The following is a 12,869-nucleotide window of genomic DNA, read 5'->3' as shown; positions in this document are numbered from 1 at the left end:
GTCAGGTTACATCAAGGCCGAGCTCTGGAAACTCGTGGTTTTGGCGAGGTTTCAGAGTCGTGCCCACCTCGGTCATCTTGCTCGCCGGCGTGCAGCGAAGGCAGTGTGGGCCACCGCTTGATTGAATCAGCGTTTGAAATGTCGTGCTGAGAATCGGTTTAATGGATGCTTATTATTGTTGATATATCAAGGAAGGAATCGCTTTCAATTATCGCGGATTCTGGTAGAATAGGAGCTGTACTTAGGTTTTCTCTAACTTAAAGGAGGACTAGCATATGGCATCAAATGGAAAAGTAGCAATGGTTACCGGTGGTGGCCAAGGAATTGGTGAAGCCATTTCGAAGCGTTTAGCGCAGGATGGATTTGCCGTTGCAGTTGCTGATTTGAATTTAGACAATGCTAATAAGGTCGTCTCCGCGATCGAAGCCGCTGGTGGCAAGGCCCTTGCCGTCAAGACGGACGTGGCGGATCGGGACAGCGTGTTCAACGCGGTCAACACGACGGCCGACAAGCTCGGCGGGTTTGACGTGATCGTCAACAACGCCGGCCTGGGTCCAACGACTCCCATCGACACGATTACCCCCGAACAATTCGACACGGTGTACCACGTCAACGTGGCGGGGACGCTGTGGGGGATTCAAGCCGCTCACGCCAAGTTCAAGGAACTCGGCCACGGTGGCAAGATCATCAACGCCACCTCGCAAGCCGGCGTTGTCGGGAACCCGAACCTGGCCCTTTACAGTGGCACCAAGTTTGCCATCCGGGGGATCACCCAAGTGGTCGCCCGGGACTTGGCGGCGGAAGGCATCACCGCGAACGCCTACGCACCAGGCATCGTGAAGACGCCGATGATGTACGACATCGCCCACAAGGTCGGCCAAAACGCCGGCAAGAGCGATGAATGGGGCATGCAGACCTTCGCCAAGGACATCACCTTAGGCCGTCTTTCCGAACCGGAAGACGTGGCCAACGGGGTGGCGTTCTTAGCCGGGCCAGACTCCAACTACATTACCGGTCAGACACTCGAAGTCGACGGTGGGATGCAGTTCCACTAAGCACGACCATTACAATAACTTAAAAAATAGCCGTCGTCCCCCAAACGAGGACGGCGGCTATTCTGCTATACGGAGGAAAAACCATGAGTCCAGAATTTGAGCGTTACCTTGCCACCATTGATCAACCGGACCACCAACTGCGGGTCCGCAGCGTCCTGACGGGGGTCCAGGCGGCCTTTCCGGCACTGCACCAACGGGTCGCCTGGCATCAACCGATGTTTACCGACCACGGGACCTTCGTCATTGGTTTCAGCGTGAGCCAGCACCACCTGGCAGTCGCCCTGGAAGGCCCGACCATGGCGCACTTTCGGGACCGCTTGGTGGCGGCCGGGTACCATTCTGGCAAGCGCCTGGCACGCATCGGCTGGGACCAGCCCGTGGACCGCGCCTTACTGGCCGAGATCATCCAGTTTGTCGTGAGCGCCAAGGCGGACGTTTCCAGCTTCTGGTGGGCCTAGAAAAACCGGTCGGACCTGGCATGACCGCGGGTCTGGCCGGTTTTTGGCGTCTAAAGAGAGTAGAACAAAAGTTTCAGGTTCGTTTTTCGACTATCTGGTGTCGAAACGTGCGCCAAAAGGCAGCTGGTTCCGCTTAACACCGTCAGTCAGATAATCCAAAGTCGGGATTATCCGCCTGACGCCGTTAATGCTCGCCAGCTAACCGCCTTTTGTCCCACTCTTGACTGATTACAATTTCGGTTGTTCCTGGTTCTTGCTGGCGACTTGTTTCATGTCGATGGCGTGGCCGTCCAGGTCGGTCCGGACCACGAAAACGTCGATCTGGGCCATCCGGCTAACGTACGCCGTGACGGACCCCTCGACCATCCGGGCCACGGCACTCAGGCCGGTCGCCCCCAGCATGATCAGGTCGCTGTGGTGGTCGCGCACGAATTCATGGGCGATGACGGTCTTGGGATTGCCGAACCGCACGTGAATGGCCATGTCGTGAAAGCCGGTCGCGGCGGCCGTGGTCTCGACCAGTGAATTCAGGTACGACGTGGCGTCTTGAGTCAGTTCGTGAATCACGTCGCCGGGCATCGAGCCGCTGGCGTAGAAGCCGTAGTGGTTGATCCGCAGCACGTTCAGTAAGTCGACGTGGGCGTGGTTCTCCTGAGCAACGTTGACGGCCTTCTTCAGGGCCAGTTCGGCCTGAACGGAGCCGTCAACGGGGACTAAGATCCGTTGATAGTTTGATTGCATAGTCTACCTTCTTCTTTGGGATTAGACCCGCCCACGGAGCGTGACCGTGGCGGTGTCCAGCACGTGGCCGTTGATTTGGTGTAAGAGGTCGTTGAGCCAGAAGCCGTCCTCAAGGTCCAGGACGGTGTTCAGCGCGTAGACCGTCAAGCTGTAGTCGTGGTCCTTGTCGGGTGGGAACGGGCCCGTGTAGTTCTGAAAAATCGCGGGATCCGTGTTGCCGACCAGCGACCCGGCGTTACTGTTGCGGCCGTGCACGTGGGGAATCGCGTTGGTCCGCGAAACGTCCGCGGGAATCTCGCGGGTGGTCCCGGGGATGTTGGCGGCGACCCAGTGAATCCAGGGGAAGCCGCAGACGGGCACGGCATCGAAGTCGATGAGGTTCAGTGCCAGGGTCTTGGTCTTCTTCGGGAGCTTGCTGAGGCTGATGGGAAACGAGGTGACGGGCGTGTCGCCGTAGACGTTGTCGCCCTCGGCGTGCTTGCTATACTCGTCGGCTAAGAAGCCCTGATCAGTCGGTACAAAAATACGCATAAAATCCCTCCTAGTCATGTTGCCTATTCCTTATTATACCGCAGGCCAACGAGTCATCGCGAATTTCTCGGTAAGTTACCCGGATTGATTAGAAAGGGGAGGGGGGGCAGTGCCTCCCGGTCGGCCAGAATAGGGCTGGAACGTTGCCGGCACGACTTGAAGCCTTAGGAAATTCGCCTAAGTCTTCAAGCTCGGCCTTTCTGTAGGCCAGGAAAACCACCCGGCCAACAGAAACGAGGCAACTGAGCCCAATTCTGACCTCCCTCCCGGCTGACGGTGGTTATTTGCCAATAGATAACTTCTTCCAGTCAGCAGCCATCTTGAGTGAGGGCAGCATTCCCTGCCCCTCCAGCTGATCCGTGTGCAGGGTCACATCGGTGGTGGTCTTAGACATCAGCGTTTCAGTTTTAGGCCAAGCATCATCATCGGAGGAGGTCCCGTTTAGAACGGGTTATCACACCGTATCAGCGCAACAGAGGCGACTTGCTGTCGGTGTGAAGCGAGGGTGAGCGCCAGCGGAGCATATTTCCGTCTTAATATTCATAATAAATGTATAAAAATCCGAATTAATCCCATAATTAGCATATTTTTACGGAAAACGATTGATTTTTGAAAGGACAGGCGTATGCTAGGTAACAACTTAACGAATCTCGAAAGGATTGATGTTCCGTGACGCCCCAAGCTAAAATTGCCATTCTCCAAAAGCTGATTCAGATTCCGTCGGTCAACGACCACGAGGCCGCCGTCGCCGATTACCTGACGACCCTCTTTGCCCCGTACCCCCAGGCGACCGTCGAACGCCTGACCTACGCGCCGGGCCGGGATAACCTGGTGGTCACCATCGGCCAAGCGACCGGTCCGCGCCTGGGTCTGTCCGGTCACATGGACGTCGTGGCGCCCGGAGACACCACCGCCTGGCACCACGACCCGTTTGGCGGGGAAATCGTGGGGGACCAGCTCTTTGGCCGCGGCGCCTCCGACATGAAAAGCGGGCTGGCCGCGCTGGTCGTGACGATGCTGGAGTTTCTCGAGGCCGGCACTCCGTTACCCGGGAGCGTGCGCCTGTTGGCCACGGTCGGGGAGGAGACCGGTGAGTACGGAGCTGCGCAGCTGACTGATGCCGGGTACGCCGATGGCCTGGCCGGGCTGGTGATCGCCGAGCCCAGCGGCCTGGACAACGTGGTCTACACGGCCCGGGGCGTCATCGACTACAAGGTCGTGTCGACCGGGAAGAGCAGCCACAGCGCCAGTCCCGAAAACGGCATCAACGCCATCGACAACCTGATGAAGTTTTATAACGCGGTCGGTCCCCTGATGGCGCAGCACACGAAAACCGATCCCGTTCTGGGCGGCCTGTTACATAACGTGGACCTGATCTCCGGGGGTGAACAGATCAACTCGATCCCGGCCCACGCCGAGCTGATGGCCAACATGCGGACGATTCCGGCGTACCCGAACCAGGTGATTTACGACGAGCTGGAAAGGCTGGTGGCCCAACTGAACCAGCAGCCGGGCGTGGACCTGGCGCTGAGCTACAGCTACCCCGAAGAGGCGATTCCGGGAGACCCGAACGCGCCGCTGGTCCAGTTGGCCAAGCAGGTCAGTGACCAGGTCTGCGGTCACGACACCCACGTGGTCGGGTCCGGGGGCGCCAATGACGGCGCCGAGTTCTTGCGGGCCCAGGGCGACTTTGCCAGCATCGAGATCGGTCCCGGCAATGACACCTCCCACCAGGCCGACGAGTACGTGGACCTGCCGGAGTACCTCCAGGCTGTTGAGGTTTATGAACAGTTGATTCCGGTCTTTTTACGGCAGGTTGCGCATCAGTAAATCAGTACCAACCACGAAAGGACTTCCAATTAACATTGGGAATCCTTTTTTAATTAAAAATCTCATGAGAAAAGTCATTTAATGGTTGATTGGTTTACTAAATAGCGTGTATGATAGCGCTATCAAAAACAATTAACAGTTCAGTCTATTGGACGGTTTAATTTAGTCTGGACGCAACTGCTCACAATCAACTTTATGGGGGAAAACTTATGAACAGCAAACTTACCATGGGATTACTGTTGACCGGCCTGCTGATCGGCGGCGGGCAACTCCTGGCACCGGACGCCACGACACCCGCAACGGCCGTCGTGGCCCACGCGGCGACCAAGGCCGCCACGGTCGCAAGCGGGACGGTCGGCACCAGTGACTGGAACGTAACGGACGACGGGGTCCTGCATGTGGGCGCCGGGGACCTGCCGGAAGCCGTCAAGACCGTCTACAGTCCGCTCTACGATCCGGTCCAGGAAGCCGCAGCCCAGGGCGTGACCGTGACCAAGGTGGTCTTTGAGGGGACCGTTCGCACGGCGGAGCAGGGATCGTACACGTTTGGTCACCTGAATACGGTTGAGGCGTACGAAAACTTGGAGAACCTGGATACCAGCCGGAGCACCAGTCTGGCGGGGCTCTTTGCGGCCAACGAGAGCTTGCAGAAGATTGACATCTCAAGCCTGGACGTCAGCCAGGTCACGTCGCTTGAGATGATGTTTGGCACCAATTACAAGCTCGCGTCTTTGAAGGTGGGGAATCTCGCGACCGCCAAGGTGACCAGCCTGTTGGCCACCTTCAGCAACCTGTACCAGTTGAGGGAGCTGGATCTGTCGGGCCTCGACGTCAGCGGCCTTGAGACCACCTACATGATGCTGACCAATGACTATCGGCTTCAGAAGTTGAACCTGGGGAACTGGCAACTCCCGGCTAGCAGTAAAATCTCCTCCGTCTTCGCGTTATCCAAGCAGTACGACCTGCGCGAGCTCACCCTGAGTGCCGACAGTCAGGTCGCGGCCGGGACCTTCCCGGACATCGCCGGCGGGGGGTACCCGTCGTATGACCAGACCATCTACACCGGTAAATGGGAGAACCAGGAGGACCAGTACTTGCCCGTCGGCACGGCCGGTAAACGGGTCTACACCAGTGCGGAGCTGAACAGTCTGTATGACGGGACCCACCAAGACGAGCTGAGCGGCAACGCGACCTACATCTGGGAGCCCCTGGAAACGCCGGAAGCGCCGGTCGTGGCACCGGTCACGGTCCACTACGTCGATCAGGCTGGAAAATCGATTCATCCGGATGACGAGCTGACCGGGGAGCTGGGCGCAGACTTTACCGCGAAACCGATCGCGATTGCGGGCTACACCTTCGAGAAGGCCGACGGGGCCACGAGCGGCACGTTTACGACCAGTGCCCAAAGCGTGACCTTCGTGTACCGGGCCAATGAGTCCGGTAATTCGTCCGGCGGGAACGCGGGGGGCGCGACCGACTCAAGCGACGCGTCTAATTCGTCGTCGACCGGACCGACCACCGATTCGTCGGCGAACGGCTCCTCGGACACCCAGGCCTCCGACGCCGGGGACACGGTGACCAACATGAGCGTGTCCAGCGTCAAGAAGATCGGGTTCTACCGTTCGGCGACCTTCACGGCGAAGAACCGGGTCCGCTGGTTCGCCAAGCAGCCGCAACAGAAGCGGCCGCAGTTTGTCGTCCTGAAGACGGCCGAATCCAAGCAGGGCCGGCTCCGTTACTACGTCAAGGACGTGACGCGTGGGTCGAAGACTTACGGCCAGAAGGGCTACATCACGACGAAGTCAGCCTACGTGCGGCCGACCTACGCCCAGAGTCGCCCGAAGGCCATCACGGTCATCAACGATAAGGGCTTGAACAGCTACAAAACGGCCAGCCTCAAGGGCAAGGTCCGCCACTACCGCAAGGGCCAACGCCTGACCGTGAAGAAGCTGGTGCGCCATAACCTGACAACCCGTTACCAGTTGACCAACGGCCAGTACGTCTCGGCCAACTTGAACTTTAGTCAAGCCGTTAAATAGTGCCGGCATCCGCCTGACGCACCGGCGTTGAGGTTGGCACCACCCAACAGAATAGAAGCTAAATGGGCGTCCGGGCAGGCTTGCCGGGCGCCCTTTTTAGCTGCCGGCATGGGGTGGGGGCCCCGGAAACGTTGCGAAGTCCTAAAGGTTTTTTCGAAATGCTTGGCAAGACGCGGTTGGCCGACTATATTAGAGCATGATCATTTTAATCTAGGGAGGGATTTCAGGTGGCACGACGTCAACAACATTGGTTGGTGGGCTATCACACGGCGGTCACGGTGCTGACCGTGGCCTCAATCATCAACCTGGGCCTGATACTGGGCCACTGGGGCAGCCGACCGGCCGAACTGCTGGTGGCCAACGGACTACTGGGCGTGTTCGCCGGGGATTACCTGGTGCGCCTGATCCTGGCGAAGGACCGCAAGATCTTTCTGATCCAGTCGGCCTTTGACCTGCTGGGCATCATCCCGATGCACCCGGTCTTCGCCATCTTTCGACTGGGGCGGCTGGTCCGCTTGGTGCGGTTCCACCACCTGTTCTGGCGGCTGGGCATCGCTGGTAAGTGGACCCGCAACTACCACCGGTTTATCTACAGCACGGGCTTCATCTACCTCTTCTCCATCAGCGTGGCCATCATCGTCCTCAGCGCCTTTTTGTTCTCCCTGTCCGAGAAGCAGACGCTGGCCAACTCCCTGTGGTGGGCGGTGACCACCGCCACGACCGTGGGGTACGGGGATGAGACGCCGCACACCGCGGTGGGCAAGGTCATCGCCAGCGTCCTGATGTTCGGCGGGATCGGCTTCATCGGGTTGCTGACCAGTACCATCACCGACTTCTTCACCAGTCGGACCCAGCAGGCGACTCCGGCGGCCACGGCACAGCAGCAGGTCGAGCTGACGACCCTGTTGGCCAAGATCGACACCCTGACCACCAAGGTCGACCGCCTGCAGGACCAAGTGCAGGCGCTGACCAAAAAAGACCCTCCGGACGATTAGGCCGGGGGGGCTGAGGCGCACGTTACCGCACGAATTGTAAATTGTAGTTTCCTTGGCCATCCGAGGTGATGGTGTAGGTCGAGTAACCGGCCTGTAACCACTGGCTCTTCGAGGCCTGGGCCCAGTTCTGTGCATCGCCCACCGATGAGAAGGTGTGGGTGGTGTCGAACGAAGTCGGATTCTGACTGCTGCTCTTCTTGGTCGAAGACGTGCTGTCAGCGTTGCTGCTGGTGTTGTCGCTGGAGCTGGTCGCCGACTGGGTCGTGGTGCGATCCAGCAGCTTCTGCTCGCGGGCTTGCACCGTCGCACTTTTTTCGTTGTTGATAATGGTTTGTAACGCTTGTTTTTGCGTGGCGGTAAGACCGCTGGCGCTATCGGTATAGGTGTCGAGCTTGGCCGAAAACTGGCTGTAGGCCGTGGCTTCGGAAGCCGACGTCGAGTGGGCCAGCACCGAGGAATTCGAGCTCGATGAGGCCGCTGAGTGGGTGGTTGCCGACTTATGGCCGTTGATGGCCATGACCAGCAGGATGGCGACGGCTAACGTGATCAGCGTCATGAGCCAGGGCCACCACCGGCGTTGACGGCGGCGGTGCCGTGGTGGTCGCTGGTCGTCGGCGTTAAAGTTATACCGTTGCACGCGTGATTTTGGTTCTTGGTTGTTCAACTGAAAAACCTCCATGTTCAGAACGGTGTGAAAAAATGGGTTTGTCACCGAATGACAAACTACCACACCCTTCATCATAACGCAAAAGTGCCCCGGGGAAAAATTAAAAGGCCCTGTTTCTGGAAAAACCGGGTCTTCCCTGACCGGAGCCGGGGAGATTATTGTATGATAGAACCGTAACCAAGTTTGAAAGGTGGTTTTTTGACATGCATAATGATATTCCCAGCTTACCACTCAACAATGGTAACCAGATTCCCCAACTCGGCCTGGGCGTCTTCCAGGTCGACGACGCCACGGACACCAAGAACGCCGTTAAATGGGCGCTGAAGGCCGGTTACCGCCACATCGATACGGCGGCCTACTACGGCAACGAACAGTGGGTCGGCGAGGCGATTCGGGAGAGTGGCCTCAAGCGTGAGGACGTCTTCGTCACGTCCAAGCTCTGGAACAGCGACCGGGGCTACGACCAGACCAAGGCGGCCTTTCAAGCCACACTGGACAAGCTCGGCTTTGACTACCTGGACATGTATCTGATTCACTGGCCGGCACCGGGCTACGCCGAAAGCTGGCGGGCCATGGAAGACCTGTACAAGGCGGGCAAGATCAAGAATATCGGGGTCTCCAACTTCCAACAATCGCAATTGGAAACGTTGATGAAGACCGCGACCGTTAAGCCGGTCGTTGACCAGATTGAGACCCACCCGTACTTCCAGCAAAACGACCTGCACGCTTACCTGGAAACGCAGGGCATCTTACACGAGGCCTGGAGTCCGTTGGGTGGTGGCAAGAACAACGCCCTGACCGACCCGATCATCACGGAACTCGCGGCGGCCCACGACGTCAGTGCGGCGCAGATCATCCTGCGGTGGCACGTGCAACGGGAAGAGATCGTGATCCCGAAGTCCGTCCACGAGGCACGAATCGCGCAGAACCGGGACATTTTCGCCTTTGGGTTGGACGAAGACGAGATGCACCAGATTGCGGACCTCGACGCCGGCAAGCGGGTTGGCCCGAACCCCGACGACGAAGCCTGGCTCAAGCAGTCCCAGAGCTACAGCGGCCGGAAGTAACCAACCGGTCAACTGAAGAAGCGCAAAACGACCACCCAGTCACAGTACCGGGTGGTCGTTTTTTTCTTTTTGAAGAGGGTCGTCGCCGGCTGACACACGCAGGCCACTCGTTGAAATCGGTGGCAGCTGCCGATGGTTTCCGCTCAGCTGGGATTTCTAATCAACTAGCAGAATGTGCAAATAGCACTTATCCTACTAGCGGGTGACGGGTGACGACCATTTGACTTGTTGTTGGTTATACACCATGTGAGCGAAACAGAGGCGACTTGATGGTCGTGGTGAAATTGATGTAATCGGGCGTTCTGTGCCCGATTACATCAAGGCCGAGTTCTGGAGACCTGTATGAATTTCACAGGGCTTCAGAATCGTGCCCACCACGACCATCTTGCTCGCCGGCGTGGAGCGCGGATACCAGCCCAATTTTTTGTCCGCCCCGGAAGCGCTGACCCGCCCCTATTTATAAGGCGGGATGTTGGCCTGCTGGGCCTGGGGTTCCAGTTGGTCGGTCAATTCGTTGACCACCGTGATGGGCACCTTGGCGAAGGGGCTGAAGAAGTTCGGCTTGTCGGGGTCGGGCACGTCCTGGGTCTCCTTCAACTTGGGAACCATGGCCTTCAGGTCGTCCTTGTGCAACCCCAGCTTTTGGGCGTAGTACACGACTTCGCGGTAGCTGACGTTCTTGAAGTAGAAGTAGTAGGCGAGCCCGGCGCCGCAGAAGTACCAGAAGATGGTCCATTGCAGGCCGACCTTGCTGGGATCCAGGAAGCCGGTGGTGATGGCGGCGATGACAAACACGATGTAGAGGGCCACCGAAAGCAGGGCCCAACGCTGTTTGTGCGTCAATTTAATCATCTCAATTCTCATAATAGGTTGCCCCTAGTGTACGGGGTTTTCCGGGGGGATTTCAAGCGATTTTATAAAATTGCGAGGTGCAGCCCTGCATTTATGGACAAATCGTGTATAATAGCACAGTATTATAGGGATTATCGTTGCGAGCCGCTATGAGATTGAGAGGTATAAACTGTGAATTTAAGCTTTGAAACGATTCAACCGACGGATTATGACCAGGTCGATGAACTGGTTGCCCAAGCCTTCGCGCCAATCGACGAAAGCGACGGGTCCGAAGTGGACCTGATTCATCAATTACGGACGTCCTACGACTACCAGCCGAGTCTGGAAATGGTGGTCAAGCCCGGTCACGGAGAAATCGTGGCGCACGGGTTGCTGACACCGGTGACCATTCGCGGAGACCGCCACACGACCAGCGTCTTGGCCCTGGCGCCGTTGGCCGTGGCCCCGGGCTATCAACGGCAAGGCATCGGCAGTCAGCTGATGGTCGAGCTGGAATCCCGGGCCCAACTGGCCGGCTACCCGGCCATCAGTGTGGTGGGGAACTCGACCTATTACGGCCGGCACGGTTACGTGATGGCCGAAGATTTTGCCATCCACAATACGTTGCCGGTACCGATGGGCAATCACCTCATCAAGGCCTTGAAGCCCGGGGCTTTAGCTCACGTGGGCGGGATGCTGGAATACCCGGCGGCCTTTCATAAATTTTAAATTAAAGGTTGACGGTGTTTTCTCATCGTGCTATCATTCAAGTCAATCAAATATTGAACGCTAACTTCCATTACCAAGTAGCGGATCATCTGGGTGTCAGAAAGTCGGTGGGTGCTGCGAACCGATCAGGGTGATTTCGACGAAATACAGTGGAACGTCCTGGTCCGCCAGGCGGAAAACCTAGAACCGTTACTGTCTAGAGAGTGGAATAACTGGGCCTTTAGGCGTCCAGTCTATTCAAGCTGGGTGGTACCACGGTCCTTAAATTCGAGAATCGTCCCTGTTGCAAGACTTCTTGCGGCAGGGACGATTTTTATTTAGAGAGAAATTAAGGAGTGTGATTGGTATGAAACAAGCAAAGCAGTGGCAACCCGTTCAGTTAGGTGAGGCGCTTATCGTCTTACTGGTGATGTTGGTGATTATGGGAACTGGGGTCATCAAGTTTGGTTTGTCGCCCCAGACACCCGTGATGTTGGTCATCGCGTTGGTCATGTTGTGGGCCAAGGTGCGCGGGGCCAGCTGGGATGACATCCACGGCGGCATCATCGACGGCATCAAGACCGGGATCATTCCCATCTTTATCTTTATCCTGATTGGGGCCTTGATCGGTGTTTGGATTCAAGCCGGGATCATTCCATCCATGATGGTTTTCGGGTTCCACATGATCTCCGCTAAATGGTTCGTCCCATCCGTCTTCTTGGTTTGTGCCATTATCGGCTCCTCCATCGGGAGTGCCTTTACCATTATCTCAACGGTCGGGATCGCCCTCTTCGGGATGGGGACGACCATGGGGATGAACCCCGCGTTAGTCGCCGGGGCCATCATTTCCGGGGCCATCTTCGGGGACAAGACGTCGCCGCTGTCCGACTCGACCAACCTGGCGTCGGCCATCGCCGAGTCTGACCTGTTCAGTCACATCAAGAACCTGATGTGGTCCACGATTCCCGCCTTCTTAGTTTCCCTGGTTCTCTACGCTATCATCGGGTCCGGTGCCGCGAGCGACGCCGGCATGGGCAAAATCGACACGACACTGGCTGTTTTGAACCAACACTTTACCATTAGCTGGTGGGCCGCCTTGCCGTTGGTCATCATGTTGGCCTGCGCCTTACTGAAGGTGCCCGCCATCGCCACGTTGTTCCTGAACATCGGGGTCGCCATCGTCATGATCTTCATCGAACAACCGAAGACTTCGCTGGCGGGATTGGCCGCGACCATCGAATCCGGGTTCGTTTCCAAGACCGGAAACGCCGGTGTCGACGCGCTGTTATCCCGTGGGGGTGTGAGTGCCATGATGGGGACGGTCTCCCTGATCATCCTGACGTTATCCCTGGGGGGCCTGTTAATGAAGTTTGACCTGATTCAAACGGCCATGACGCCGCTGGTCAAGCGCCTGACCAAGTCCGGGTCGCTGGTCACCGCCGCAATTCTGGCCGGTGTCGGGGTCAACGTCTTCGTCGGGGAACAATACTTATCCGTCATCTTACCCGGGAAGGCCTTCAAGCAGGTCTTCAACCAACGCGGGTTGGCCAACCTGGCACTGAGCCGGGTCTTGGAAGATGGTGGGACCGTCATCAACTACCTGATTCCTTGGGGGGTTGCTGGGGCCTTTGCCGCCAACACGTTAGGCGTGTCGACGCTGGCTTACCTGCCATTCTGCTTCTTCAGCCTCCTGTCGCCGGTCTTCTCGATCATCAGCGGCTTCACGGGAATCGGTCTGAAGCGTCAGGCCCCAACGTCCAGCGCCACGACCGCGACGCAAGCCGTCGCTCCCGATGCAGCGGAAGCGGCTGGTCGGTAGTCTGATCAACCTAAAATGAACTGAACTAGCCTCTGTCAGTGGATTGCTGATGGGGGCTTTTTGTTGTCCGATGAAACTGACACAATAGTTGAGGGCAAGCGCTCCACGCCGGCGAGCAAGCCGGTCGA

At 57.7% G+C, this 12,869-nt stretch carries 12 protein-coding genes; 8 read left to right on the top strand and 4 right to left on the bottom strand.

Translation table 11 applies throughout. The features are described 5' to 3' along the window. Nucleotides 1-275: 275 nt before the first annotated feature. A complete protein-coding gene (locus tag FD37_RS07220; protein ID WP_045806290.1) occupies nt 276-1,055 on the top strand; it encodes a (S)-acetoin forming diacetyl reductase in 780 nt (259 codons plus the stop codon). A gap of 83 nt (nt 1,056-1,138) precedes the next feature. After that, entirely contained in the window at nt 1,139-1,513 is a 375-nt protein-coding gene (locus tag FD37_RS07215; RefSeq protein WP_056964444.1) for an iron chaperone, read from the top strand. Nucleotides 1,514-1,741: 228 nt separating this feature from the next. On the opposite strand, the gene FD37_RS07210 is transcribed toward FD37_RS07215, so the two are convergent. Together FD37_RS07210 and FD37_RS07205 are read right to left on the bottom strand one after the other, a co-directional pair. Continuing rightward, nucleotides 1,742-2,254, bottom strand: coding sequence for a universal stress protein (locus FD37_RS07210; RefSeq protein ID WP_056964442.1), 513 nt, complete (start codon nt 2,252-2,254; stop codon nt 1,742-1,744). Between the two features lie 21 nt (nt 2,255-2,275). After that, the gene (locus FD37_RS07205; RefSeq protein ID WP_056964440.1) at nt 2,276-2,785 is read right to left on the bottom strand and encodes a YbhB/YbcL family Raf kinase inhibitor-like protein; all 510 of its coding nucleotides are present in this window, start codon (nt 2,783-2,785) and stop codon (nt 2,276-2,278) included. A gap of 669 nt (nt 2,786-3,454) precedes the next feature. On the opposite strand from FD37_RS07205, the gene FD37_RS07200 reads away from it, so the two are divergent. The 3 genes from FD37_RS07200 to FD37_RS07190 all read left to right on the top strand — a co-directional run bounded on the left by FD37_RS07200 (nt 3,455) and on the right by FD37_RS07190 (nt 7,649). After that, nucleotides 3,455-4,615: an ArgE/DapE family deacylase gene (locus FD37_RS07200; protein ID WP_056964438.1), complete on the top strand. Its 1,161-nt coding sequence runs from the start codon at nt 3,455-3,457 to the stop codon at nt 4,613-4,615. A gap of 209 nt (nt 4,616-4,824) precedes the next feature. Continuing rightward, a complete protein-coding gene (locus tag FD37_RS07195; protein WP_056964436.1) occupies nt 4,825-6,654 on the top strand; it encodes a MucBP domain-containing protein in 1,830 nt (609 codons plus the stop codon). 227 nt (nt 6,655-6,881) lie between these two features. After that, nucleotides 6,882-7,649 carry a potassium channel family protein gene (locus FD37_RS07190; RefSeq protein ID WP_056964434.1) on the top strand — a complete coding sequence of 256 codons (768 nt, stop codon included), beginning with the start codon at nt 6,882-6,884 and terminating at the stop codon, nt 7,647-7,649. 22 nt (nt 7,650-7,671) lie between these two features. Here the strand turns inward: FD37_RS07190 and FD37_RS07185 are convergent, their stop codons facing one another. After that, nucleotides 7,672-8,313 carry a hypothetical protein gene (locus FD37_RS07185; RefSeq protein ID WP_056964432.1) on the bottom strand — a complete coding sequence of 214 codons (642 nt, stop codon included), beginning with the start codon at nt 8,311-8,313 and terminating at the stop codon, nt 7,672-7,674. A 206-nt stretch (nt 8,314-8,519) separates the two neighbouring features. Here FD37_RS07185 and FD37_RS07180 point away from each other — a divergent pair, with 206 nt between their 5' ends. After that, the gene (locus FD37_RS07180; RefSeq protein ID WP_056964430.1) at nt 8,520-9,383 is read left to right on the top strand and encodes an aldo/keto reductase; all 864 of its coding nucleotides are present in this window, start codon (nt 8,520-8,522) and stop codon (nt 9,381-9,383) included. A gap of 453 nt (nt 9,384-9,836) precedes the next feature. On the opposite strand, the gene FD37_RS07175 is transcribed toward FD37_RS07180, so the two are convergent. Beyond that, nucleotides 9,837-10,247: a hypothetical protein gene (locus FD37_RS07175; protein WP_225436335.1), complete on the bottom strand. Its 411-nt coding sequence runs from the start codon at nt 10,245-10,247 to the stop codon at nt 9,837-9,839. 159 nt (nt 10,248-10,406) lie between these two features. Here FD37_RS07175 and FD37_RS07170 point away from each other — a divergent pair, with 159 nt between their 5' ends. Then, complete coding sequence (locus FD37_RS07170; protein ID WP_056964428.1) at nt 10,407-10,943, top strand: GNAT family N-acetyltransferase; 537 nt, start codon at nt 10,407-10,409, stop codon at nt 10,941-10,943. 346 nt (nt 10,944-11,289) lie between these two features. Beyond that, nucleotides 11,290-12,741, top strand: coding sequence for a Na+/H+ antiporter NhaC (gene nhaC / locus FD37_RS07165; protein WP_056964426.1), 1,452 nt, complete (start codon nt 11,290-11,292; stop codon nt 12,739-12,741). Nucleotides 12,742-12,869: the final 128 nt, after the last annotated feature.

The organism is Levilactobacillus spicheri DSM 15429 (genome assembly GCF_001435095.1).
Classification (GTDB): Bacteria; Bacillota; Bacilli; order Lactobacillales; family Lactobacillaceae; genus Levilactobacillus; species Levilactobacillus spicheri.
Note: the sequence above shows the minus strand (reverse complement) of the source record. Positions and strands in the feature narration are given on the sequence as shown.